The 23,044-nt window shown below is 41.4% G+C and carries 28 protein-coding genes; 21 read left to right on the forward strand and 7 right to left on the reverse strand.

Going from position 1 to position 23,044, the window contains the following annotated elements; all coding sequences use genetic code 11:
- Positions 1-44 precede the first annotated feature (44 nt).
- The 7 genes from rpsP to DG474_RS04040 all read left to right on the forward strand — a co-directional run bounded on the left by rpsP (position 45) and on the right by DG474_RS04040 (position 3,447).
- Positions 45-317 carry a 30S ribosomal protein S16 gene (gene rpsP / locus DG474_RS04010; protein ID WP_000268760.1) on the forward strand — a complete coding sequence of 91 codons (273 nt, stop codon included), beginning with the start codon at positions 45-47 and terminating at the stop codon, positions 315-317.
- A gap of 19 nt (positions 318-336) precedes the next feature.
- Complete coding sequence (gene kphA, locus DG474_RS04015) at positions 337-576, forward strand: RNA-binding protein KphA (protein ID WP_000379617.1); 240 nt, start codon at positions 337-339, stop codon at positions 574-576.
- Between the two features lie 43 nt (positions 577-619).
- Entirely contained in the window at positions 620-952 is a 333-nt protein-coding gene (locus DG474_RS04020; RefSeq protein ID WP_000654125.1) for a MazG nucleotide pyrophosphohydrolase domain-containing protein, read from the forward strand.
- Between the two features lie 98 nt (positions 953-1,050).
- The gene (locus DG474_RS04025) at positions 1,051-1,839 is read left to right on the forward strand and encodes an alpha/beta hydrolase family protein (RefSeq protein ID WP_000819211.1); all 789 of its coding nucleotides are present in this window, start codon (positions 1,051-1,053) and stop codon (positions 1,837-1,839) included.
- A gap of 30 nt (positions 1,840-1,869) precedes the next feature.
- Positions 1,870-2,388: a ribosome maturation factor RimM gene (rimM, locus tag DG474_RS04030; protein ID WP_255778868.1), complete on the forward strand. Its 519-nt coding sequence runs from the start codon at positions 1,870-1,872 to the stop codon at positions 2,386-2,388.
- Positions 2,378-3,097 (forward strand): tRNA (guanosine(37)-N1)-methyltransferase TrmD, encoded by a 720-nt coding sequence (trmD, locus tag DG474_RS04035; protein WP_255778959.1) that lies wholly within the window; start codon positions 2,378-2,380, stop codon positions 3,095-3,097. Before rimM ends, trmD begins: the two co-directional genes overlap by 11 nt.
- 11 nt (positions 3,098-3,108) lie before the next feature.
- A complete protein-coding gene (locus DG474_RS04040) occupies positions 3,109-3,447 on the forward strand; it encodes an ATP cone domain-containing protein (protein WP_001196045.1) in 339 nt (112 codons plus the stop codon).
- 27 nt (positions 3,448-3,474) lie between these two features.
- Here DG474_RS04040 and DG474_RS04045 read toward each other — a convergent pair whose 3' ends face one another.
- Positions 3,475-3,795 (reverse strand): eukaryotic translation initiation factor 4 gamma, encoded by a 321-nt coding sequence (locus DG474_RS04045; protein WP_255778869.1) that lies wholly within the window; start codon positions 3,793-3,795, stop codon positions 3,475-3,477.
- 103 nt (positions 3,796-3,898) lie between these two features.
- Here DG474_RS04045 and DG474_RS04050 point away from each other — a divergent pair, with 103 nt between their 5' ends.
- Positions 3,899-4,117 carry a YdbC family protein gene (locus tag DG474_RS04050; RefSeq protein WP_000807419.1) on the forward strand — a complete coding sequence of 73 codons (219 nt, stop codon included), beginning with the start codon at positions 3,899-3,901 and terminating at the stop codon, positions 4,115-4,117.
- Positions 4,118-4,150: 33 nt separating this feature from the next.
- On the opposite strand, the gene DG474_RS04055 is transcribed toward DG474_RS04050, so the two are convergent.
- From DG474_RS04055 to gor, 3 genes are all read right to left on the reverse strand, one after another.
- On the reverse strand, positions 4,151-4,708 hold the full coding sequence (locus DG474_RS04055) for a TetR/AcrR family transcriptional regulator (RefSeq protein WP_255778870.1): 558 nt from the start codon (positions 4,706-4,708) through the stop codon (positions 4,151-4,153).
- Positions 4,709-5,100: 392 nt separating this feature from the next.
- Positions 5,101-5,637, reverse strand: coding sequence for a biotin transporter BioY (locus DG474_RS04060; RefSeq protein ID WP_045617334.1), 537 nt, complete (start codon positions 5,635-5,637; stop codon positions 5,101-5,103).
- Between the two features lie 143 nt (positions 5,638-5,780).
- Positions 5,781-7,127 (reverse strand): glutathione-disulfide reductase, encoded by a 1,347-nt coding sequence (gene gor / locus DG474_RS04065; RefSeq protein WP_084881760.1) that lies wholly within the window; start codon positions 7,125-7,127, stop codon positions 5,781-5,783.
- 266 nt (positions 7,128-7,393) lie between these two features.
- Here gor and DG474_RS04070 point away from each other — a divergent pair, with 266 nt between their 5' ends.
- The 4 genes from DG474_RS04070 to metG all read left to right on the forward strand — a co-directional run bounded on the left by DG474_RS04070 (position 7,394) and on the right by metG (position 12,655).
- Entirely contained in the window at positions 7,394-8,578 is a 1,185-nt protein-coding gene (locus DG474_RS04070) for an efflux RND transporter periplasmic adaptor subunit (protein ID WP_217970835.1), read from the forward strand.
- Positions 8,562-9,260 carry an ABC transporter ATP-binding protein gene (locus DG474_RS04075; protein ID WP_000733785.1) on the forward strand — a complete coding sequence of 233 codons (699 nt, stop codon included), beginning with the start codon at positions 8,562-8,564 and terminating at the stop codon, positions 9,258-9,260. Before DG474_RS04070 ends, DG474_RS04075 begins: the two co-directional genes overlap by 17 nt.
- Position 9,261: 1 nt before the next feature.
- Positions 9,262-10,521 carry an ABC transporter permease gene (locus DG474_RS04080; RefSeq protein ID WP_215804752.1) on the forward strand — a complete coding sequence of 420 codons (1,260 nt, stop codon included), beginning with the start codon at positions 9,262-9,264 and terminating at the stop codon, positions 10,519-10,521.
- A 136-nt stretch (positions 10,522-10,657) separates the two neighbouring features.
- Positions 10,658-12,655: a methionine--tRNA ligase gene (gene metG / locus DG474_RS04085; RefSeq protein ID WP_255778872.1), complete on the forward strand. Its 1,998-nt coding sequence runs from the start codon at positions 10,658-10,660 to the stop codon at positions 12,653-12,655.
- Between the two features lie 16 nt (positions 12,656-12,671).
- On the opposite strand, the gene DG474_RS04090 is transcribed toward metG, so the two are convergent.
- From DG474_RS04090 to coaA, 3 genes are all read right to left on the reverse strand, one after another.
- Entirely contained in the window at positions 12,672-13,205 is a 534-nt protein-coding gene (locus DG474_RS04090; protein ID WP_255778873.1) for a DNA topology modulation protein, read from the reverse strand.
- A gap of 52 nt (positions 13,206-13,257) precedes the next feature.
- Entirely contained in the window at positions 13,258-13,494 is a 237-nt protein-coding gene (gene rpsT / locus DG474_RS04095) for a 30S ribosomal protein S20 (RefSeq protein WP_001274010.1), read from the reverse strand.
- Positions 13,495-13,561: 67 nt separating this feature from the next.
- Positions 13,562-14,482, reverse strand: a complete 921-nt coding sequence (coaA, locus tag DG474_RS04100; RefSeq protein ID WP_000180523.1) for a type I pantothenate kinase — start codon at positions 14,480-14,482, stop codon at positions 13,562-13,564.
- A gap of 201 nt (positions 14,483-14,683) precedes the next feature.
- On the opposite strand from coaA, the gene DG474_RS04105 reads away from it, so the two are divergent.
- The 9 genes from DG474_RS04105 to DG474_RS04145 all read left to right on the forward strand — a co-directional run bounded on the left by DG474_RS04105 (position 14,684) and on the right by DG474_RS04145 (position 23,040).
- Positions 14,684-15,088 carry a hypothetical protein gene (locus DG474_RS04105; protein WP_216734078.1) on the forward strand — a complete coding sequence of 135 codons (405 nt, stop codon included), beginning with the start codon at positions 14,684-14,686 and terminating at the stop codon, positions 15,086-15,088.
- Between the two features lie 202 nt (positions 15,089-15,290).
- Positions 15,291-15,881, forward strand: a complete 591-nt coding sequence (locus DG474_RS04110) for a class I SAM-dependent methyltransferase (RefSeq protein ID WP_255778874.1) — start codon at positions 15,291-15,293, stop codon at positions 15,879-15,881.
- Entirely contained in the window at positions 15,878-17,155 is a 1,278-nt protein-coding gene (locus tag DG474_RS04115) for a pyrimidine-nucleoside phosphorylase (RefSeq protein ID WP_227945799.1), read from the forward strand. Before DG474_RS04110 ends, DG474_RS04115 begins: the two co-directional genes overlap by 4 nt.
- 19 nt (positions 17,156-17,174) lie before the next feature.
- A complete protein-coding gene (deoC, locus tag DG474_RS04120; RefSeq protein WP_255778875.1) occupies positions 17,175-17,837 on the forward strand; it encodes a deoxyribose-phosphate aldolase in 663 nt (220 codons plus the stop codon).
- The gene (locus DG474_RS04125; protein WP_049519639.1) at positions 17,824-18,213 is read left to right on the forward strand and encodes a cytidine deaminase; all 390 of its coding nucleotides are present in this window, start codon (positions 17,824-17,826) and stop codon (positions 18,211-18,213) included. The genes deoC and DG474_RS04125 overlap by 14 nt, the downstream gene beginning before the upstream one ends.
- Before the next feature lie 89 nt (positions 18,214-18,302).
- Complete coding sequence (locus tag DG474_RS04130) at positions 18,303-19,358, forward strand: BMP family lipoprotein (protein ID WP_001036150.1); 1,056 nt, start codon at positions 18,303-18,305, stop codon at positions 19,356-19,358.
- Between the two features lie 136 nt (positions 19,359-19,494).
- A complete protein-coding gene (locus tag DG474_RS04135; RefSeq protein WP_049519640.1) occupies positions 19,495-21,030 on the forward strand; it encodes an ABC transporter ATP-binding protein in 1,536 nt (511 codons plus the stop codon).
- On the forward strand, positions 21,023-22,081 hold the full coding sequence (locus tag DG474_RS04140) for an ABC transporter permease (protein ID WP_049504509.1): 1,059 nt from the start codon (positions 21,023-21,025) through the stop codon (positions 22,079-22,081). Before DG474_RS04135 ends, DG474_RS04140 begins: the two co-directional genes overlap by 8 nt.
- Positions 22,082-22,083: 2 nt before the next feature.
- On the forward strand, positions 22,084-23,040 hold the full coding sequence (locus DG474_RS04145; protein WP_000029132.1) for an ABC transporter permease: 957 nt from the start codon (positions 22,084-22,086) through the stop codon (positions 23,038-23,040).
- Positions 23,041-23,044 lie beyond the last annotated feature (4 nt).

Below are 23,044 nucleotides of genomic sequence, written 5' to 3' on the forward strand. Positions count from 1 at the left end.
GCTATTTCACCGAAATAAAAAAATAAGAAAAGAGACATTAAAAAATGGCAGTTAAAATCCGTTTGACTCGTATGGGTTCTAAGAAAAAACCTTTCTACCGTATCAACGTAGCAGACTCACGTTCACCACGTGACGGACGTTTCATCGAAACAGTTGGTACTTACAACCCACTTGTTGCTGAAAACCAAGTAACTTTGAAAGAAGACCGCGTTCTTGCATGGTTGGCTGATGGAGCTCAACCTTCAGATACAGTTCGCAACATCCTTTCAAAAGAAGGCGTATTGAAAAAATTCCACGATTCTAAATTCTCAAAATAAGTTTAAAGTAGGTTGACAGATGGATACGATTGAAAATCTCATTATTGCGATTGTGAAACCTTTGATTTCACAACCTGATGCCTTAACTATCAAGATCGAAGACACACCAGAGTTTTTGGAGTATCACTTGGATCTTGACCAAAGCGATGTCGGTCGTGTTATCGGTCGTAAAGGTCGCACTATCTCAGCGATAAGAACGATTGTCTACTCTGTCCCAACTGAAGACAAGAAAGTAAGAATCGTTATCGACGAAAAATAAGAAAAGCGGGACAGAAGTCTCGCTTTTTTGTGAGGAGGAGAAGATGAAGGATTTAACGTTTAGACAATTACAAGCTTACTTACTCGAACATTACCAGCAATCTCGGACTGAGGAAGGTCTCTTTATCAAGCTAGTGGAGGAAGTCGGAGAAGTAGCCGAGGTCTTGAACGGGCGCTCTGGTCGAAAAGAGTCTGTCCAGGACTCAAATGAGGAACTAGCCAAAGAACTAGCTGATATCATTCACTACACCGTCGCAATCGCGACCATAAACGACATTGATCTAACCAAAACCATCTTTGACAAAGATAAGAAGGCTGCCATTAAGTACCAACATGAACGAGATTTGGAAGAATTTTTGGAGGGAAAATATCTATAGTGTCTTTTTTCTTCAACTTGTGAAAATCCCTAGAACGTGATAAAATAAAGGATAAGGGTTTTTAATAAATCATTGTTATAGAATGAGTGGATTTCTTTATGAAACGATTTGAAGTAACTACAAAAATTGGCAGCCTCTCTGTTACTTATAAAAAGCAAAAGAAAGTGCTTGTTTGTTTAAATGGCGCAGGTTTGCTACCAAGTTATGAAAATTTTTCACTTATACTTGAAAAACTTCCTCCCACAATTGGTTATTTGACAATTGATTTTCCAAACACAGGTAGGAGTCCGATTCATGACCAATCTGGAAAAAATCTGGACAATCTTGTAGACGCGGTTTATGAAGTACTTGAAGAATTGGCGATTTATGAATATATACTTTGTGCACATAGTTTGAGTGGAATTTTAGCTTGCAAATTGATGAACAAATCAATTAAGTGTCAGGCTTTAGTAGCAATTGAACCAACAACTAAAAAAGTAATGTTTTCTGATTTTTCAGAAAATCCTTATCCAGAAATGGAAGAGCAAATGAGACTGATTGAAGAGTGTGGCCCCGAAGTCTATTTTAAGAACATAACTCAAGCAGCATTTAGCTCTGAAACTAATGAAGAAATCTGGGATTTAGTGCAAGAAAAAGATTCAGAGTTGGAAAGACAAGTTCCAGAATTTCATATATATTGTGAGATTACTGAGGAAGATTTTAAGAATGTATCTATAGAAGCTCATGTCCCTGTATTTATTTTTTGTCAGGCTTATAGAGAAAAAGAATACAGAGACTCAGAATATTGGACTTCCAATACTAAACTCATTTTAGGAGGGAATCACCATTATTTACAATGGTCTGAATCAGAAAAAATTGCGAATATTATTCGAGAATTGTCAGAATAAGATGGAAAGAAGGAGAGTACAGGAGACAAGATGAACTACTTTAATGTTGGGAAAATCGTTAATACGCAGGGTCTACAAGGTGAGATGCGAGTCTTGTCTGTGACGGATTTTGCTGAGGAACGGTTTAAAAAAGGGGCAGAGCTGGCTTTATTTGATGATAAAGACCAGTTTGTCCAAACAGTGACCATCGCAAGTCACCGTAAGCATAAGAACTTTGACATTATCAAATTCAAAGACATGTACCATATCAATGCGATTGAAAAGTACAAGGGTTATAGTCTCAAGGTCGCCGAGGAAGATTTGAACGATCTAGATGATGGAGAATTCTATTATCACGAGATTATCGGTTTGGATGTTTACGAGGGAGATAACTTGGTTGGAACCATCAAGGAAATTCTGCAACCAGGAGCCAATGATGTCTGGGTGGTAAAGCGAAAAGGTAAGCGAGATTTGCTTTTACCTTACATTCCGCCAGTAGTTCTCAATGTTGATATTCCAAACAAGCGGGTTCAAGTGGAAATCTTAGAAGGGTTAGATGATGAAGATTGATATTTTAACCCTCTTTCCAGAGATGTTTTCTCCGCTAGAGCACTCGATTGTTGGAAGGGCTCGAGAAAAAGGGCTCTTGGATATCCAGTATCATAATTTCAGAGAATACGCTGAAAAAGCCCGTCATGTTGACGATGAGCCCTACGGAGGCGGTCAGGGGATGTTGCTAAGGGCTCAACCCATTTTCGATGCCTTTGATGCTATTGAAAAGAAAAATCCCCGTGTCATTCTTCTTGATCCTGCTGGGAAACAGTTCGATCAAGCTTACGCTGAGGATTTGGCTCAGGAAGAGGAACTGATCTTTATCTGTGGTCACTATGAAGGGTATGACGAGCGTATCAAGACCTTGGTAACCGATGAAATTTCCCTAGGAGACTATGTTTTGACTGGAGGAGAATTGGCGGCCATGACCATGATTGATGCGACCGTGCGCTTGATTCCAGAAGTGATTGGTAAGGAGTCTAGTCACCAGGATGATAGCTTCTCTTCGGGACTTCTCGAATATCCTCAGTATACTCGCCCTTATGACTATCGAGGCATGGTCGTGCCAGATGTGCTCATGAGTGGGCACCATGAAAAGATTCGCCAGTGGCGACTATATGAGAGTCTAAAGAAAACCTACGAGCGCAGACCTGACCTGCTAGAAAACTATCAACTGACAGCCGAAGAAGAAAAGATGCTGGCTGAAATCAAAGAAAACAAAGAATAAAGGAGAACCTTATGCAAGTAATCAAACGTAATGGAGAAATTGCTGAATTTGATCCAGATAAAATTTACCAAGCTGTCCTAAAAGCAGCTCAAACAGTTTATGTTTTGACTGATGACCTACGTCAAAACCTAGCGCAAGTTACTAAGAAAGTCGTTTTGGACTTGGAAGAAGCAAAAGTAGAACGTGCGACTATCAGCATGATCCAATCAATGGTAGAGCACCGCTTACTTGGAGCTGGCTACATTACCATTGCAGAACACTATATCTCTTATCGCTTGCAACGTGATTTGGAGAGAAGTGGTTATGGCGACCATATCGCAGTTCACCTTCATTTTGAACAAATCCGTTAAGAAAAAGAGTGGGATGCAAAGAACATCTCACTCTTTCTTAAATAGACTTTTCTGAGCTTTTTGTACAGTTGAGGGAACAAAACGAAGTCGTTTAATATCACTGATACGAATGATTCGGGTCACGTTTTTTGAAAAATTTTTGACGATGATTTGTTGGCGGTTAGCATCGTGTTTGACAATATCACCCGTAAAACTTGTCTCAGCAAGTATGACATGAATAGCCGACTTTTTCTGGATGGCTTGTTCAATCATAGTAGTGAGGGAGTTGTCCTCGATTTGAGGATGATCATCATTCCCATTGAGAAAACCATGTAGTTTATCTAGAACTAGTTTGAATGTCTGTCTCATAGAATCCTCCCTTCTTATATATCCACATTATATAAAATTTTCCTAAAAACCACAAGATTTTTACGAATAGACTATAGAAAGCATATCACATAAAGGAGTTAAAATGGCAGAATTTACATTTGAGATCGAAGAACACTTGCTCACCTTGTCTGAAAATGACAAAGGATGGACAAAAGAACTAAATCGCGTTAGCTTTAATGGAGCACCAGCAAAGTTTGATATTCGTTCTTGGAGTCCTGACCATACTAAAATGGGCAAAGGAATCACGCTTTCCAATGAAGAATTTCAGGTAATGGTCGATGCCTTTAAAGGGGGACAATAAAAAGAATCTTGAGTGCAACTCAAGATTCTTTTTTTAGGACACAATATAGTCACAGAGAGAAGTCTTAGACAATTGAATGAAAGTCTCTCTATACTCTTCAGGTGGAATTGGATTATCTTTACGAATCCAGATTTCAATGAAAGAGATTGCCATGGTTGTAATGATATAAGCGATGTCCTCTTTATTAAAATTATATTTCAGTTGGTAATTGACATTCTTTAGTACCCACTCTGAGTATGTTCCACGCAGAAATTCCTTCCAACATGGGTCGACTTGTGTGGTATACAAGGTGTTAACAACTTCCCTTTTTTCGTATATGAGAGGAAGTATATGGTCTGCTAAAAAGCTGATAGGATCTCCATCATTGCTAGGGCAGTACTTATTAAAGACGTTAAAAATGTGCTGATTGGTCTCTTCGTGAATGTATTCAATAATATCTTCAAAGTTGTTAAAATGCTTTTGATAAATCGCTTGTCGTGAAATACCAGCTTCAGCAGCAATTTCAGTCATTGTAAAGGAACTACGCTGAGGATTTTTCTTAGCTAGTGTGATGAGAGCCCCAATGATTAGCTCACGAGTATTCTTTGCCATAGAATTACCTTTCTACTTATAATTATTTACAGTTATTTTTGAATGAAGAAAAATCAGAATGTTCAAGTTAATATAAACAATCAATGAACATTAAATTTTCTGAATCTTTTAGGTGGCTCTATTGTATCATAAATGATTTATAAAATATAGCTCAATCATTGAAAATGCGTTTTCTGAAAAGTATACAATTGCTAAGCATCCAAAATCAATAGAAGCTTATTCGGTTTGAATCAATTAGAATACTTTTCTACTTTGCATATTTTGAATAGCTATAATTTGAAGAATAAAACGATTAATATTCATACTGGTATAAGAATAGTCAAGTATCTAAATAGTGTACAGTTGATTCTTAGAAAGGAAATAGTCCAGAACAATGGTTCTAGACTATTCTTTTATCTTGAAAAATATGGAAGGCTTTTCAATCGTTTGAGTAGGGGACGACTAATGAAACTAATGGCAATAATCTTACCAAGATCAGGGAGGATAAAGGGAAGGACACCAACTGCAAGTGCCTGATCAAATGGCATCCCAGCAAGGAAGTGGAGGCTGAGAATGCCTCCGGCAAAGACGAGGGAGTCACCCAAGAGGTTGGCTAGGAAAATGCGAATGTAGCCACTATTTTGATGGATGAGATAAGATGTAAGTCCAGCATAGACAAGGTCGAACCAAAGATAACCTGCACTTGGGCCGATTAAAACGTGAAATCCTGCACCACCCCCTGCAAAGACAGGTAGACCAATAGCACCCAGCAGGAGATAGAGAGCTACAGATAAAACAGCTTCCCTAGGTCTAAAAACAGTAGCAATCAGACCGATCGCAAAGTTTTGCAGAGTGAAAGGGACAGGACCGATAGGGAGACTGATTTGTGCCAATACAGCGATGAGAGCAGCGCCGATAGCAGGAATGGCATAGATATGAGCTTTTTTCAAAACTGTTAACCTCTTTTCAAAATTATAGTAACTATTATACTAATTCAGAAAGAAAAGTCAACCTATTTTTAAAAACAAGGTAACAATTTTGTAACGGCCGATTTTGCAAGTAAAAAGAGACCTCAAGAGGTCTCTTGCGATAATTAGCGCATGGTCACAAATTCTTCTGAAGCGGTTGGGTGGATAGCTACTGTAGCATCAAAGTCCGCCTTGGTTGCTCCCATCTTAATAGCAACAGCGAATCCTTGAATCATCTCATCCACTCCGTAACCAAGTCCGTGAAGTCCAACAACTTTTTCGTCAGCACCGGCGGTGATGAGTTTGAAGCGAGATTCTTGACGATGGCTTGTAACGGCTGAGTACATTGATGCAAAGCTTGACTTGTAGACTTTGATGTTATCTTGGCCGTATTCTTTGATAGCTTGATCTTCAGTTAAACCGACTGTTCCGATTGCTGGGTGGGAGAAAACAACAGTAGGGATAGTCGTGTAGTCCATCTTGGCATTTGTTTTCCCGTTGAAGAGGCGTTCAGATAAGGTACGTCCTGCCTTGATGGCTACCGGGGTCAGTTCTTTCTCACCAGTAACATCTCCAAGAGCATAGATGCCATCTACAACTGTATTTTGATATTCATCTACTTGGATAAATCCACGTTGGTTGAGTGTGACGCCAGCCTTTTCTAACTCCAGACCGTCTACATTTGGACGGCGACCGGTAGCCCAGATAACTTGGCTGGCAGTGTGACTAGAACCGTCTTCGAAATGAATGGTAATACCTTGCTCCGTTTCTTCGAGCTTGACGGGTACCTTATGTGTGTGCAAAGGTAGACCTGTTTTTTCCATTTCATTGACAAGTCCTTCAACGATGTAGCTGTCAAAACCACGCAAGGGACGATCGCGACGGACAAACAAATCGGTTTTTACTCCTAGTGCGTGGAGAACACCTGCTAATTCAACGGCGATATAACCAGCTCCAAGAATCGCAACGGATTCAGGAAGCTGCTCCCAAGCAAAGACATCGTCTGAGCTGCCACCGAGTTCAGCTCCAGGGATAGTTGGGATGCTTGGACGAGCACCAGTCGCAATCACGATATGCTTGGCACGAATCAATTCACCATTAACACTGACAGTGTGGGAATCAACAAAATGAGCACGCCCCTCAATCAAATCAACTCCGTTGCGTTTGAAACTTCCATCATAAGATGAACGAGCGCGATCGATATAGGCTTCACGATTTTGACGAAGTTTTGCGAAATCAAATTGAACATTTGAACTCGTAAACCCATAGTCAGGACCGTAGTGGTGGAAGCTTTCAGCGATTTGTGCTCCATACCACATGATTTTTTTAGGAACACAGCCGACATTGACACAAGTTCCGCCTAATTTTTTTTCTTCGATAACAGCTGCTTTAGCGCCGTGTTCACCAGCTCGGTTCATAGTGGCGATGCCACCGCTCCCTCCACCAATGGCGATGATATCATATTCTCTCATAGAAAACTCCTTATAGCTTTGATAGTCATATTCTATCGTTTTTATTTTTTGAATGCAAAAATCTGCTACGGTAAAAAAATTATAAAAACGCTTGCCAAATTCCAAAAGATATTGTATTCTATTTCTAGAACAATAACCCAATAAACGAATGCCGAACGAAATAATGATTCTGAATTGTCATTGTTTCCATCTGAACTGTTATTGTTTGGGCTTGGTGTTTCTGATATAATGGTTTTTGTAAGGCAAAAGAATAAAGGAGCTTGAAAATGAAAAGAAATAAAAAGGCAAAAAAATGGCAATTATATACAGCGATTGGTGTTGCCAGTGCTATTGTTATCGGTGCTGCGGCGATTATGATTTTTAGACAACCTTCCCAGTCAGCAGTCAAGGATGAAACCTCTCATATCGTTACTGCTAAGGAAGGTTCCGTTGCTTCATCGGTTCTCTTGTCAGGTACGGTTACAGCAAAAAATGAACAATACGTTTATTTTGATGCTAGTAAGGGAGATTTAGATGAAATTCTTGTTTCGGTTGGGGACAAGGTAGAAGAAGGGCAAGCTTTGGTGAAATACAGCAGTGCAGATGCTCAAGCTGCCTATGATGCAGCCGATCGTGCAGTTGCAAAGGCAGACCGTCATATCGAGGAGTTAAACAAAGCTCGTGAGAATGCATCAGCTGCACCAGCTTCTCCACAAGTTCCAACAGAAGCTGGACTCCCAGAACAAGCGCAAGCAGCAACTTCTTCCGTATCCTCTATTGATTCTCAAATCAGTGATGCCAAGGATAACCGTGCAGATGCTGTGGCTCAGCTCAACAAGGCTCAAGCTCAGCTAGATGCTGCAACAGTCCTCAGTACACTAGAAGGGACTGTAGTTGAAGTTAATCGTAATGTTTCCAAATCGCCAACAGGTAATAGCCAAGTGGTAGTACATGTCGTAAGTAATGAAAACTTGCAGGTCAAAGGGGAGTTGTCTGAATACAACCTTGCTAACCTTTCTGTTGGGCAAGAAGTTACCTTTACTTCGAAGGTTTACCAAGATAAGAGCTGGACAGGAAAAATCAGCTATATTTCTGATTATCCTAAAAACAACGGAGAAGCAGCAAATGCAGCCCTTGGAGGAAATACTGGATCTAAGTACCCTTATACTGTTGATGTGACCAGCGATATCGGTGAGTTGAAGCAAGGCTTCTCTGTCAGTGTGGAAGTCAAAAACAAGAGTAAAGCCATCCTTGTTCCTCTGACAAGTGTTGTTACCGAAAATGACAAAAACTATGTCTGGATCGTTGACGACCAGAAAAAAGCGAAGAAGGTAGAAGTTACTTTGGGGAATGCGGACGCAGACAACCAAGAAATTACTTCAGGTTTGACAGACGGTGCCAAGGTCATCAGTAATCCAACATCTTCCTTGGAAGAAGGAAAAGAGGTGAAGGCTGATGAAGAAACTAATTAGTCTCAAAAATATCTGCAGGAGTTATCGAAATGGTGACCAAGAACTGCAGGTCCTTAAAAATATCAATCTAGAAGTTCATGAAGGTGACTTTGTTGCTATTATGGGACCATCTGGTTCTGGTAAGTCTACGTTGATGAATACCATCGGAATGTTGGATACACCAACCAGTGGAGAGTACTACCTTGAAGGGCAAGAAGTTGCAGGTCTTGGAGAGAAACAACTGGCCAAGGTTCGTAACCAGCAAATCGGATTTGTCTTTCAGCAGTTCTTTCTCTTGTCCAAGCTCAATGCACTTCAAAACGTCGAATTGCCCTTGATTTACGCTGGTGTTTCGGCTTCAAAACGTCGGAAATTGGCTGAGGAATTTCTGGAAAAGGTTGAGCTGACGGAGCGCAGTCATCATTTGCCGTCGGAGTTATCAGGTGGTCAAAAGCAACGTGTAGCGATTGCGCGTGCCTTGGTAAACAATCCCTCTATCATCCTAGCAGACGAACCCACAGGAGCCTTGGATACCAAGACGGGAAACCAAATCATGCAGTTGTTGGTGGAGTTAAACAAGGAAGGGAAAACCATTATCATGGTCACGCATGAGCCTGAGATTGCTGCCTATGCCAAACGCCAAATTGTCATTCGTGATGGTGTTATCTCATCAGACAGTGCCCTAGAAAAGGAGGAAAACTAAGATGCAGAATCTGAAATTTGCCTTTTCATCCATCATGGCTCACAAGATGCGTTCCTTCCTCACCATGATTGGGATTATCATCGGAGTTTCGTCTGTCGTTGTCATCATGGCTCTGGGAGACTCCATGTCTCGTCAGGTCAATAAAAATATGACCAAATCACAGAAGGATATCCATGTCTTTTTCTCTCCTATTAAAAGCAAGGACGGTTCCTTCACGCAGAAACAATCCGCTTTGACAGTCAGCGGGAAAGAAGAGGATGTTCATGTTGAACCACCAAAACCACTAGAATCCTGGGTCAAGGAAGCTGCTAAACTTAAAGGAGTAGACAGTTACTATGTCACCAACTCGACCAACGTCACCCTATCTTATAAGGATAAGAAGGTTGAACGCGCGACTCTGACAGGCGGAAATAGTACCTACATGAACGCAGTTGAAAATGAAATCGTTGCGGGTAGAAGTCTAAGACCGCAAGACTACAAGGAATTTGCCAGTGTGATTTTGTTGGATGAAGAATTAGCCAAGAGTTTGTTTGATAGTCCAGAAGCTGCGGTTAATCAAGTCATCTCTGTCAATGAATTTAGTTACCGTGTGATTGGCGTTTATACTAGCAATGAAGCTAAAACTGCTAAAGCCTTTGGGATTGGTGGTCTTCCAATTACGACCAATATCTCTCTCGCAGCCAATTTTAATACTGATGAAATCTCGAATATCGTCTTTCGTGTCAATGATACTAGTCTAACGCAGACCTTGGGACCAGAGTTGGCTCGAAAACTGACCGAGATTGCAGGTCTTCAACAAGGGGAGTACCAAGTTGCGGATGCAACTGCCGCCTTCCAAGAGGTACAACAACTATTTGGTTTTATGACCACCATTATCAGTGCCATTGCAGGAATCTCTCTCTTTGTCGGGGGAACTGGTGTTATGAATATCATGCTAGTTTCGGTTACAGAACGCACGCGTGAGATTGGTCTACGTAAGGCGCTTGGAGCTACACGGGCTAATATCTTGGTACAGTTTTTGATTGAGTCTATGATCTTGACCTTGCTAGGTGGTGTCATCGGTCTTGGGATTGCTGCTGGAATGACCATGTTAGCTGGAGTACTGCTTCAAAACATGATTGCAGGTATTGAAGTTGGGGTTTCCCTCCCAATCGCTCTCTTTAGCTTGGCTGTGTCAGCCAGTGTTGGGATGGTTTTCGGAGTCTTGCCAGCCAATAAAGCGTCTAAGCTTGATCCGATTGAAGCCCTTCGTTATGAATAAGATATAGAACAGAAAAAAACAAGATGGACATTTGTCTGTCTTGTTTTTGTATGGATTTTCCTATCGAAAATCACTAAAAATATGATATAATGAAGTGTTAGAAAAACAGGTTTCATTTGCCTGGAAAGGAAAAATTATGTCTGAAAAGAATTTTTATATTACAACACCGATTTACTATCCATCTGGTAAACTTCATATCGGTTCTGCCTACACAACCATCGCTTGTGATGTCCTAGCTCGCTACAAACGCCTCATGGGCTACGATGTCTTTTATCTGACAGGTCTTGATGAGCATGGTCAAAAGATCCAACAAAAAGCGGAAGAAGCTGGCATCACACCACAAGCCTATGTTGATGGCATGGCAGTTGGCGTCAAAGAACTCTGGAAATTACTCGATATCTCATATGATAAATTTATCCGTACAACTGATGATTACCATGAAAAAGTTGTAGCTCAGGTCTTTGAACGCTTGCTTGCTCAAGATGATATCTACTTGGGCGAATATTCTGGTTGGTATTCAGTATCAGATGAGGAATTCTTTACAGAAAGCCAGCTTGCGGAAGTTTTCCGTGATGAAGCTGGAAATGTGACGGGCGGTATCGCTCCATCAGGTCACGAAGTGGAATGGGTTTCTGAAGAATCTTACTTCCTTCGCCTCAGCAAATACCAAGATCGTTTGGTAGAATTTTTCAAATCTCACCCTGATTTCATCACTCCAGATGGTCGTCTCAATGAAATGTTGCGTAACTTCATCGAGCCAGGTTTGGAAGACTTAGCAGTTTCTCGTACAACCTTTACCTGGGGTGTTCCAGTCCCATCAAATCCCAAACACGTTGTCTACGTTTGGATTGATGCCCTTCTTAACTATGCGACTGCTCTTGATTACGGTCAAGACGATCATGCTAACTATGATAAATTCTGGAATGGAACGGTCTTCCACATGGTTGGAAAAGATATTCTTCGTTTCCACTCCATCTACTGGCCAATCCTTCTCATGATGTTGGATATGAAATTGCCTGACCGCTTGATTGCCCACGGTTGGTTCGTCATGAAAGACGGCAAGATGTCTAAGTCTAAAGGGAATGTCGTTTACCCTGAAATGCTAGTAGAACGTTATGGACTGGATCCACTTCGTTACTACCTCATGCGTAGCCTTCCAGTCGGTTCAGATGGAACCTTCACTCCAGAAGACTACGTCGGCCGTATCAACTATGAATTAGCAAATGACCTTGGAAACCTCCTTAACCGAACAGTTTCCATGATTAACAAGTACTTTGATGGACAAATTCCTGCCTATGTAGAGGGTGTGACTGAATTTGATAATGCTCTTGCTCAAGTAGCAGAGCAATCTATCTCTGACTACCATATACACATGGAAGCAGTTGACTACCCACGTGCCCTTGAAGCAGTCTGGACTCTTATCTCACGTACCAACAAATACATCGATGAGACAGCCCCATGGGTCTTGGCTAAGGATGAAGAGCACCGTGACCAATTGGCAAGTGTCATGAGCCACTTGGCAGCCAGCCTTCGTGTCGTAGCTCACATGATTGAGCCATTTATGATGGGAACTAGTCGCGCTGTATTGGCACAACTTGGTCTAGCAGAAGTTTCTAGCCTAGAAAACTTGAGCTTGGCAGATTTCCCTGCAGATGTGACTGTTGTTGCCAAAGGAACACCAATCTTCCCACGCCTCGACATGGAAGAAGAGATTGCCTATATCAAAGAGCAAATGGAAAGCAACAAACCAGCTGTCGAAAAAGAATGGAATCCAGATGAAGTTGAACTCAAACTCAACAAGGATGAAATCAAGTTTGAAGACTTTGATAAGGTCGAGATCCGTGTCGCAGAAGTCAAAGAAGTTTCTAAAGTGGAAGGTTCTGACAAGTTGCTCCAATTCCGCCTCGATGCAGGTGATGGCGAAGACCGTCAAATCCTATCAGGAATTGCCAAATACTATCCAAACGAACAAGAATTGGTCGGCAAGAAGGTCCAAATCGTTGCCAACCTCAAACCACGTAAAATGATGAAAAAATATGTCAGTCAAGGGATGATTCTCTCAGCTGAACATGATGGCAAATTAACTCTTCTCACAGTTGATCCAGCTGTACCAAACGGAAGTGTGATTGGGTAAAAGCAAAAAACCAACGTTAGACACGTTGGTTTTTCTTGTTGTTTGCGAGATTTTCTAAGAAGTGGTCCATCTCCTTTTGCGACCGGAGGACAATTACTTTCTCTGGATAGGTTTCTTGAACCAGTTGATAGCGTTCTTTAGCATTCTTTGTCCGCCCATCCCAGAGAATCCATCGGATAAACGCCCAGTCAAAGCGTTCAGGACAACCTGCAGCCATACTTTCTCGGACCTTGCCTCGGTAAGTGAGATACCGTTTAAAGGCTCGAAAGAGACAAGTCCATGGTGAAAAATTGAGAAAGATGATTTGGTCAGCTTCCTGCATCCTTTCTTCATAGCAGCACCAAGAGTAGTTGCCGTCGATGATCCAAGTTTCATGTTTTGTGAGAAAGTTTTTCATCTCGGCTTTCATCCAATCACGGTCACTGTCTTGCCAACCAGGTTGAAATTGGAGTGTGTCCATATGCAGTTTGGGGATAGAGTAGTAGTTTGATAACGTTTCAGCTAGAGTTGACTTGCCGGCTCCAGAATATCCTATGATTGCGATTTTCATTTTCTACCTTTTCTGATTAGAGGACAAAAAAACAGCCTCTATGGACTGTTTCTTATTTAGCAAGTTTAGCTGAAAGACGAGCTTTATCGCGGCTTGCTTTGTTTTTATGAATCAAACCTTTAGTTTCTGCTTTGTCGATAGCTGAGCTAGCAGCACGGAAAAGTTCTTCAGAAGGGTTTGCTTCGAAAGTTTTGATAGCAGTACGCATAGCTGATTTTTGAGCTGAGTTTTTTTCGTTTTGTTTAACGTTCAATTCAGCGCGTTTGATAGCTGATTTAATGTTTGCCAATGTTCTTACCTCCATATTTACTAACTATACTATTATATCTGAAAACTTATGTTTTGACAAGGGGAAATTATTTTTTTAGGTAAATTTCATCGATTTCATGGTTTTTAGTCTTGTGGAGAATGACCTCGGCGCGATTCCTTGTCGGTTCGATATAGTTTTGTAGATTTGTGAGATTAATACTAGTCCAAACCTGATGTGCAAAGGCTTCAACTTCTCCAATTGGCATTTGCGTAAAACGGTGGTAGTAGCTGTTGGGATCATTTTGGGCAAAGCTGAGTAGTTTTAAGAAACGATCCAGATACCAGCTTTCAATATCCTCGACAGCAGCATCCACATAGATGGAGAAATCAAAGAAATCAGTGATGTAAAGACGCTCATTTTGAGGATTTTGAAAGACATTAATCCCCTCTACAATGACAAAATCAGCAGCTTTGACACGTTGTTTCTCTCCAGGAACGATGTCATACACTTCATGAGAATAGACAGGAATATCGACATCTTGCCCATTCTTTAGGCGGTCAAGAAAATTCAGCAAGGTTTCCATATCATAACTTTCAGGAAAACCTTTGCGATTTAAGATATCTTGGTCCATCAAGGTTTGATTGGGATAGAGAAAACCGTCAGTTGTCACCAATTCTACAGTAGCATCCGGGAGAGTACGTGATAAAAGAATCTGAAGTAAGCGACTAGTAGTCGATTTCCCCACAGCAACACTACCAGAAACCCCAATGATAAAAGGCTGCGATTTGCTTTCACGTTGGAGAAAAATTCCTTTTGAAAATGCCAAATCATCCTTAGTGCGCTTGTAAATATGGATAAGATGGACTAGGGGAAGATAGACGTCTGTTACGTCCTGCAGACTAATCTGGTCATTGAAACTCTTGATGGATTCTAGTTCCTCTTCTGTCAAAGGTGGTGTTGTCTTTCGATGTAAAGATTGCCAAGTCTGGCGACTGATTTTTTCAAAATGTAAAAATTCGTTGGTCATTTGTTTTCCCCTAGATATTTTGTTTATCATACCATAAAAAGCTAAAAAAATAAAGCGGTTTCTTGATGGTAGTAAGTCAATATCGTATAATAGAGGTAGATGGAGGTTAAATAATTTAATGATGAGATAGGGAATGGTTTCTGAAGACTTATCAGTTATTGAAAGTGGGCTTTTTGGTTCACAACTTATAGGAGGTGTGTCATGAAAATCTTAAAACGTTATATATTGGAACTCTGTTTTATTTTAAGTTTTGCCTTACCTTTTATAAGGGGAGCGAATGCGGATAATGGTAGACGCTTTGTAGAAACCTATTACGGTTTTACCTTCTTAATGGATCATCTCCTTGTAACAGTTATCTTTATCTGTTCACTCTTGGTTGCTTGGCTACTAAAAAAACGGTGGACGAAATGGCTTGCTGCTGGTAGTTATCTATTTTTGATTTTGTGGATTGCTACAGAAGGATATCTATTCCGTATGTCACTAGAAGATTTGATACGACTTTGGACAAGTTTGGAAATCTTGACACAAACTTATCAGTTGGGTTTTTATCTAAACATCATATTGGGAATCTTGTTGATAATAAAGTATTTTAAGGTTAAGAAATAGTAATAAAAATGCGCCCGATTGCAGACGAACTGTTTTTTCCTGACTATGATAATTTGTAGTTCCTGATAGATTGTAATGTATTTCTGATAATTGAAAGAGATTGAAGAAAAGGTCTTTTGACTAGGATTCTTCAGTCTTTTTCATTTGATCATCACTTTGTAAACGATTTACAATTCAAGCCAAATTATGGTAAAATAGTTTTATGAGTAAAATGTATTATGCAGAAAATCCTGATGCTGCTCACGACATTCATGAGTTGAGAGTGGAGTTGTTGGGAGAAAACATGACCTTTTTGACGGATGCGGGTGTTTTTAGCAAGAAAATGGTTGACTTTGGGAGTCAGCTCTTGCTCAAGTGTCTAGAGGTAAATGAAGGAGAGACGGTCCTTGATGTGGGTTGTGGTTATGGGCCATTGGGCTTGTCATTGGCCAAGGCTTATGGAGTTCAGGCGACCATGGTCGATATCAATAATCGTGCCTTGGACCTAGCGCGACAAAATGCTGAACGAAATAAAATTGAAGCGACGATTTTCCAATCCAATATCTATGAACAAGTTGAAGGGAAGTTTGACCATGTTATTTCCAATCCGCCGATTCGAGCGGGCAAACAGGTTGTTCATGAGATTATCGAAAAGAGCAGAGATTTCTTGAAAGACAGAGGAGATTTAACCATTGTTATTCAAAAGAAACAAGGGGCTCCAAGTGCTAAAAGTAAGATGGAAGAAGTTTTTGGAAATTGTGAAATCGTAAAGAAAGATAAGGGATATTATATCCTTAGAAGTGTGAAAGAATGAGAGCAGTTGATTTAATCCAAAAGAAACGAGATGGTCAAGAACTGACTTCAAATGAAATCAAATGGTTGGTAGAAGGCTATGTGGCTGGAACTGTTCCAGACTATCAAATGTCTGCTTTTGCTATGGCTGTTTATTTTAAAGGAATGACCACACGTGAGATTTCTGATCTGACGATGAATATGGTCAAGACAGGTCAGGAGTTTGATTTGTCAGCTATTGAGGGGGTTAAAGTTGATAAGCATTCGACTGGTGGTGTAGGTGATAAGGTGACCTTAATCTTGGCTCCTCTTGTTGCGAGTTTCGGCGTGCCTGTTGCTAAGATGAGTGGTCGAGGTCTCGGCCATACTGGTGGAACAATTGATAAATTGGAGTCTATTAAGGGATATCAAGTTGAGCGAAGTCAAGAAGATTTCATTCGTCAGGTACAGGACATTGGTGTATCTGTCATTGGGCAGTCCAATCAACTGGTTAAAGCAGACAAACTTCTCTATGCCCTCCGTGATGTGACAGCAACTGTCGACACGATTCCTTTGATTGCTAGTTCTGTTATGAGCAAGAAAATTGCTGCAGGAGCGGATGCCATTTTGCTAGACGTAACGGTCGGTGAGGGTGCCTTCATGAAGACGGTTGATGAGGCGCGTGAATTGGCTCAAACCATGGTGGATCTTGGTAAGGCTGTTGGTCGAAAAACAGTAGCAGTCATTACCGATATGAGTCAGCCCTTGGGAAGAGCCATTGGCAATCGTCTCGAAATCCTTGAGGCATTGGAGATTTTACAAGGGAAAGGCCGAGAAGATATTAGTCACTTTATCTGCGAGCTAGCTCAGATTATGCTTGGGTTGGCTGATATTGAGAAAACGATCGAGGAAATCCGTCAACACCTGGAAAATGGCCAAGCACTGGCTAAGTTTGAAGAAATGGTAGCAGCACAAGGTGGCGATTTAGAAGATCTCTATCGCCCAGTCAAAGTTGCCCATGTGCTGGAAATTCCAGCTCAAGATACAGGTGTTATTTCAGCCCTTCCAGCTATGGAATTTGGGCTCTATGCCATGAGACTAGGAGCTGGTCGTGCAGTCAAGTCTGATGACTTGGACTATGAAACAGGGATTGTTTTTGAAAAGAAAGTTGGAGACTCCGTTCAAAAAGGAGAAATTGTTGCAAAAGTTTATACAAATGGAAAAATTTCTTCTGAACTAGTTACAGAATTTCAAAAATATGTTAAAATAAATGATGGAGTGCAAAGTTTACGAGAAATTATAGAAATTATCTCATAAAACTAGGGAGAATCCGAATATGAAATTAAATAAATATATCGATCATACGCTTTTAAAGCAAGATGCAAGCCAAGAACAAATTGATCGTTTGCTATCTGAAGCGCGTGAGTATGACTTTGCCAGCGTTTGTGTTAATCCTACATGGGTTAAACATGCGAAAACAGGGCTTGAAGGCTCAGATGTAAAGGTTTGTACAGTAGTAGGTTTTCCTTTGGGAGCAACAACTTCAGCTGTGAAAGCTTTTGAAACAAAAGAAGCTGTCCAAAACGGTGCAGATGAGATTGATATGGTTATCAATGTTGGTGCCCTCAAATCAGGCAATCTGGATTTAGTTGAATCGGACATCCGTGCTGTCGTAGAAGCAAGTGGTGACAAGTTGGTTAAGGTCATTATTGAAGCTTGCTTGTTGACAGATGATGAAAAGGTTGTGGCCTGCCAATTATCCCAGAAAGCAGGCGCTGACTTTGTCAAAACATCAACTGGATTTTCAACAGGTGGTGCCACTATTGAGGATGTTCAGTTGATGCGTGAAACAGTCGGGTCAGATATGGGAGTTAAGGCGGCTGGTGGAGCTCGTTCATATGCAGATGCTGTCGCTTTTGTGGAAGCAGGCGCTACCCGTATCGGAACATCTGCTGGTGTAGCAATCTTAAAAGGAGAATTGGCAGATGGCGACTACTGAGTTGATTGAACTAGCAATTGAAACCAGCAAACAAGCCTATGTCCCCTATTCTCACTTTCCCATCGGAGCTGTCTTAGTAGCCAAGGATGGTAGTATTTATACGGGTGTGAACATCGAGAATGCTAGCTATCCTTTGACTAATTGTGGAGAACGTACTGCTATTTTTAAAGCAGTTTCGGAGGGGCAACGGGAGTTTTCAGAGTTGATTGTCTACGGACAAACTGAAAAACCCATCTCGCCATGTGGTGCTTGTCGCCAGGTCATGGTTGAATTTTTTGAACAAGATCTAAAAGTGACCTTAGTCGCTAAAGATCAATCGACGGTCGAGATGACGGTCGGGGAGTTACTTCCATACTCATTTACAGACTTAAATTAGTCTGAGTCACTCTCTGAGTGATGCGGTCCTTGTGGCCAACCAATCCATACTTGCAACATCGTTGCACATCTTATTTAGGAGGTTCAGTAATGAACAAGAAACAATGGCTAGGCCTTGGTCTAGTTGCAGTAGCAGCAGTTGGACTTGCTGCATGTGGTAACCGCTCTTCTCGTAACGCCGCTTCATCTTCATCAGAAATGAAGACCAAAGCAGCAATCGTAACAGATACTGGTGGTGTTGATGATAAATCATTTAACCAATCAGCTTGGGAAGGTTTGCAAGACTGGGGTAAAGAACACAATCTTTCTAAAGATAAAGGTTACACTTACTTCCAATCAACAAGCGAAGCAGACTATGCTAACAACTTGCAACAAGCGGCTGGAAGTTACAACCTGATCTTCGGTGTTGGTTTTGCTCTTCACAATGCAGTTGAGGAAGCAGCAAAAGACCACTCTGACCTAAACTATGTCTTGATTGATGATGTGATTGAAGGTCAAAAGAATGTTGCGAGCGTAAGATTTGCGGATAACGAAGCAGCTTACCTTGCTGGTGTTGCAGCAGCGAAAACTACGAAAACAAAACAAGTTGGTTTTGTAGGTGGTATCGAATCTGAAGTTATTTCACGTTTTGCAGCTGGATTCAAAGCTGGAGTTGAATCAGTAGACCCATCTATCAAAGTTCAAGTTGACTACGCTGGTTCATTTGGTGATGCTGCCAAAGGTAAAACAATTGCAGCAGCTCAATATGCTGCCGGTGCAGACGTTGTCTACCAAGCAGCTGGTGGTACAGGTGCTGGTGTCTTTGCTGAAGCAAAATCATTGAACGAAAACAAAAATGAAAACGAAAAAGTTTGGGTTATCGGTGTAGACCGTGACCAAGCAGCAGAAGGTAAATACACTTCTAAAGATGGTAAAGAATCTAACTTCGTTCTTGTATCTACATTGAAACAAGTCGGTACAACTGTAAAAGATATTGCCAACAAAACAGAAAAAGGTGAATTCCCTGGTGGACAAGTGATTGTTTACTCATTGAAAGATAAAGGGGTTGAGCTAGCAGTAACAAACCTTTCAGAAGAAGGTAAAAAAGCTGTTGAAGATGCAAAAGCTAAAATCCTTGACGGAAGCGTAAAAGTTCCTGAAAAATAATGGATAAAAGTCATTTCTTAGGAAGCGGCCATCGGTCGCTTCTTTAAGAATTGAGGCAATTTTTGTCTCAATAGAGCTTGTTAATGTGATTAGCAGGTTTTATTGAAATAAAATAAACCTCTGAAAGGAAGAGCATATGGCACACGAAAATGTCATTGAGATGCGGGATATTACCAAGGTGTTTGGTGAATTTGTAGCAAACGACAAAATCAACTTGCAACTGCGAAAAGGTGAAATCCATGCACTTTTAGGAGAAAATGGAGCGGGTAAATCCACTCTGATGAATATGCTGGCAGGACTTCTTGAACCAACGAGTGGTGAAATTGTGGTGAATGGTCAGGTTGTAAAACTAGACTCACCATCTAAAGCCGCTGGTCTTGGAATTGGGATGGTTCACCAACATTTCATGTTGGTTGAGGCTTTTACAGTAGCTGAGAATATCATTTTAGGGAGTGAAATCACTAAAAATGGTGTTCTAGACATAGCTGGTGCTACTAAAGAAATCAAGGCTCTTTCTGAACGTTATGGTTTGGCAGTGGATCCTGCTGCTAAGGTGGCGGATATTTCCGTTGGTGCCCAACAACGTGTAGAGATCTTGAAAACACTCTATCGTGGTGCTGATATCCTTATCTTTGACGAACCGACAGCCGTATTGACTCCTTCAGAGATCGATGAGTTGATGGCAATCATGAAAAACCTTGTCAAAGAAGGGAAGTCTATCATTTTGATTACCCATAAACTGGATGAGATTCGTGCGGTATCCAATCGAGTGACGGTTATTCGTCGCGGGAAATCAATCCAGACAGTTGAAATCGCAGGAGCATCCAATGCGGACTTGGCAGAAATGATGGTTGGACGCTCAGTTTCCTTTAAAACGGAAAAACAGGCACCACAACCCAAAGAAGTGGTCTTGTCTATCAAAGACTTGGTTGTCAATGAAAACCGCGGTGTACCAGCTGTGAAGAATCTTTCTTTGGATGTTCGTGCTGGTGAAATTGTTGGTATTGCAGGTATTGATGGCAATGGTCAGTCTGAACTCATTCAAGCCATTACTGGTCTTCGTAAGGTTGAGTCAGGTAGCGTTGAATTAAAAGGCAAATCAATCGTGGGGATGCATCCTCGACAAATTACAGAACTAAGCGTGGGGCACGTTCCTGAGGATCGTCACCGTGATGGCTTGATTTTGGAGATGATGATTTCAGAAAATATCGCTCTTCAAACCTACTACAAAGAACCACTCAGCAAAAATGGCATCTTGAACTATGCCAATATCACTTCAAATGCCAAGAAATTGATGGAAGAATTTGACGTCCGTGCGGCAAGCGAATTTGTTCCAGCGGCAGCTCTTTCAGGAGGAAATCAACAAAAAGCGATTATCGCTCGTGAGATTGATCGTGATCCTGATCTCCTTATCGTCAGCCAGCCAACTCGTGGTTTGGATGTCGGTGCCATTGAATATATCCACAAACGTTTGATTGAAGAGCGTGATAACGGTAAGGCTGTCCTTGTTGTCAGCTTTGAATTGGATGAGATTTTAAATGTCTCAGACCGAATTGCTGTTATTCACGATGGTAAGATTCAAGGTATTGTATCGCCAGAAACAACTAACAAACAAGAACTTGGTGTCTTGATGGCAGGTGGAAACTTGGGAAAGGAGAAGAGTGATGTCTAAAAAATTACAACAAATTTCGGTTCCCTTGATTTCCGTATTCTTAGGAATCTTGCTCGGAGCCATTGTCATGTGGATCTTCGGATATGATGCTATCTGGGGCTATGAGGAGTTGTTCTATACAGCTTTTGGTAGCCTCCGTGGAATTGGAGAAATTTTCCGTGCCATGGGTCCTCTTGTCTTGATAGGTCTTGGTTTCGCAGTTGCCAGTCGAGCAGGTTTCTTTAACGTTGGACTTCCTGGTCAGGCTCTTGCGGGTTGGATCCTCAGTGGTTGGTTTGCCTTGTCAAATCCAGATATGCCTCGTCTCGTTTTGATTCCATTAACAGTGATCATTGCTTTGATTGCAGGTGGAATCGTTGGTGCGATTCCAGGTATCCTCAGAGCTTATCTCGGTACGTCAGAGGTTATCGTGACCATCATGATGAACTACATTGTATTGTATGTGGGAAATGCCTTTATTCATGCCTTTCCGAAAGATATTATGCAAAGTACAGACTCAACGATTCGTGTTAGTGCCAATGCTACATACCAGACACCATGGTTATCAGAGTTGACTGGAAATTCCCGTATGAATATCGGAATCTTCTTTGCAATCATTGCTGTAGCTGTGATTTGGTTCTTGCTCAAGAAAACGACTCTCGGTTTTGAAATTCGTGCAGTTGGTCTCAATCCCCATGCTTCAGAGTACGCTGGTATTTCAGCAAAACGTACAATCATTCTATCAATGATTATCTCTGGTGCTCTGGCTGGTCTTGGTGGAGCGGTCGAAGGTCTTGGTACCTTCCAAAACGTTTACGTTCAGGGATCATCATTAGCTGTCGGATTTAACGGGATGGCAGTTAGTTTGCTTGCTGGAAATTCACCAATTGGAATTCTCTTTGCAGCCTTCTTATTTGGTGTTCTACAAGTTGGTGCACCGGGTATGAACGCAGCGCAAGTTCCGTCTGAGCTTGTTAGCATTGTAACAGCGTCTATTATCTTCTTTGTCAGCGTTCACTACATTATTGAACGCTTTGTCAAACCTAAAAAACAAGTTAAAGGAGGTAAGTAAGGATGTCTATTACAACATTACTCACCCTCTTGGTCTCTTCTATGCTGATTTACTCAGCACCACTTATTTTTACGAGTATCGGGGGAGTTTTCTCTGAACGTGGTGGTGTCGTTAACGTCGGTCTTGAAGGAATTATGGTTATGGGGGCCTTTTCTGGGGTTGTCTTTAACCTTGAGTTTGCAGAACAACTTGGAGCAGCTACTCCTTGGATTTCCTTGTTAGTTGCTGGTATCGTGGGAGCTATTTTCTCCCTCATCCATGCCGTCGCTACAGTTCATTTCCGTGCAGACCATGTTGTCAGTGGTACAGTATTGAACTTGATGGCTCCTGCCCTAGCAGTTTTCTTGGTTAAGGTTCTTTATAACAAAGGACAAACGGATAACTTAAGCCAGACTTTTGGACGTTTTGATTTCCCAGTTTTGGCTGATATCCCTGTGATTGGAGATATCTTCTTCAAGTCAACAAGTTTGCTAGGTTATATCGCGATTGCCTTCTCTTTCCTTGCTTGGTTTATTCTCTTTAAGACACGTTTTGGTCTTCGCCTTCGCTCTGTTGGTGAACACCCTCAGGCAGCAGATACCTTGGGGATCAATGTCTACAAGATGCGATATCTTGGGGTTGTTATTTCAGGTTTCCTTGGTGGAATTGGGGGAGCGATTTATGCCCAATCCATTTCAGTTAACTTCTCAGTGACAACTATTGTAGGTCCTGGATTTATCGCCCTTGCTGCGATGATCTTTGGTAAATGGAACCCAATCGGTGCTATGCTTTCTAGTCTCTTCTTTGGACTTTCACAAAGTTTGGCAGTTATCGGTTCTCAATTACCTTTCCTACAAGGAGTGCCAGCGGTTTACCTTCAAATCGCCCCTTATGTCTTGACCATCCTTGTCTTAGCAGCCTTCTTTGGAAAAGCAGTCGCGCCTAAGGCAGATGGTATCAACTACATCAAATCAAAATAAGCAT

Source organism: Streptococcus oralis (genome assembly GCF_024399415.1).
Taxonomy (GTDB): domain Bacteria; phylum Bacillota; class Bacilli; order Lactobacillales; family Streptococcaceae; genus Streptococcus; species Streptococcus oralis_CS.

Bases quoted from the DNA above. Each gene is read 5' to 3' on its own strand.
- DG474_RS04040 (WP_001196045.1), top strand. From the start codon at position 3,109: ATGCAAGTAATCAAACGTAATGGAGAAATTGCTGAATTTGATCCAGAT.
- DG474_RS04135 (WP_049519640.1), top strand. From the start codon at position 19,495: ATGGCACACGAAAATGTCATTGAGATGCGGGATATTACCAAGGTGTTT.
- DG474_RS04125 (WP_049519639.1), top strand. From the start codon at position 17,824: ATGGCGACTACTGAGTTGATTGAACTAGCAATTGAAACCAGCAAACAA.
- metG (WP_255778872.1), top strand. From the start codon at position 10,658: ATGTCTGAAAAGAATTTTTATATTACAACACCGATTTACTATCCATCT.
- DG474_RS04140 (WP_049504509.1), top strand. From the start codon at position 21,023: ATGTCTAAAAAATTACAACAAATTTCGGTTCCCTTGATTTCCGTATTC.
- DG474_RS04025 (WP_000819211.1), top strand. From the start codon at position 1,051: ATGAAACGATTTGAAGTAACTACAAAAATTGGCAGCCTCTCTGTTACT.
- DG474_RS04110 (WP_255778874.1), top strand. From the start codon at position 15,291: ATGAGTAAAATGTATTATGCAGAAAATCCTGATGCTGCTCACGACATT.
- gor (WP_084881760.1), bottom strand. From the start codon at position 7,127: ATGAGAGAATATGATATCATCGCCATTGGTGGAGGGAGCGGTGGCATC.
- trmD (WP_255778959.1), top strand. From the start codon at position 2,378: ATGAAGATTGATATTTTAACCCTCTTTCCAGAGATGTTTTCTCCGCTA.
- DG474_RS04020 (WP_000654125.1), top strand. From the start codon at position 620: ATGAAGGATTTAACGTTTAGACAATTACAAGCTTACTTACTCGAACAT.
- deoC (WP_255778875.1), top strand. From the start codon at position 17,175: ATGAAATTAAATAAATATATCGATCATACGCTTTTAAAGCAAGATGCA.
- kphA (WP_000379617.1), top strand. From the start codon at position 337: ATGGATACGATTGAAAATCTCATTATTGCGATTGTGAAACCTTTGATT.
- rimM (WP_255778868.1), top strand. From the start codon at position 1,870: ATGAACTACTTTAATGTTGGGAAAATCGTTAATACGCAGGGTCTACAA.
- coaA (WP_000180523.1), bottom strand. From the start codon at position 14,482: ATGACCAACGAATTTTTACATTTTGAAAAAATCAGTCGCCAGACTTGG.
- DG474_RS04130 (WP_001036150.1), top strand. From the start codon at position 18,303: ATGAACAAGAAACAATGGCTAGGCCTTGGTCTAGTTGCAGTAGCAGCA.
- DG474_RS04090 (WP_255778873.1), bottom strand. From the start codon at position 13,205: ATGAAAATCGCAATCATAGGATATTCTGGAGCCGGCAAGTCAACTCTA.
- DG474_RS04105 (WP_216734078.1), top strand. From the start codon at position 14,684: ATGAAAATCTTAAAACGTTATATATTGGAACTCTGTTTTATTTTAAGT.
- DG474_RS04075 (WP_000733785.1), top strand. From the start codon at position 8,562: ATGAAGAAACTAATTAGTCTCAAAAATATCTGCAGGAGTTATCGAAAT.
- DG474_RS04080 (WP_215804752.1), top strand. From the start codon at position 9,262: ATGCAGAATCTGAAATTTGCCTTTTCATCCATCATGGCTCACAAGATG.
- DG474_RS04055 (WP_255778870.1), bottom strand. From the start codon at position 4,708: ATGGCAAAGAATACTCGTGAGCTAATCATTGGGGCTCTCATCACACTA.
- DG474_RS04115 (WP_227945799.1), top strand. From the start codon at position 15,878: ATGAGAGCAGTTGATTTAATCCAAAAGAAACGAGATGGTCAAGAACTG.
- DG474_RS04050 (WP_000807419.1), top strand. From the start codon at position 3,899: ATGGCAGAATTTACATTTGAGATCGAAGAACACTTGCTCACCTTGTCT.
- DG474_RS04045 (WP_255778869.1), bottom strand. From the start codon at position 3,795: ATGAGACAGACATTCAAACTAGTTCTAGATAAACTACATGGTTTTCTC.
- DG474_RS04070 (WP_217970835.1), top strand. From the start codon at position 7,394: ATGAAAAGAAATAAAAAGGCAAAAAAATGGCAATTATATACAGCGATT.
- DG474_RS04145 (WP_000029132.1), top strand. From the start codon at position 22,084: ATGTCTATTACAACATTACTCACCCTCTTGGTCTCTTCTATGCTGATT.
- rpsP (WP_000268760.1), top strand. From the start codon at position 45: ATGGCAGTTAAAATCCGTTTGACTCGTATGGGTTCTAAGAAAAAACCT.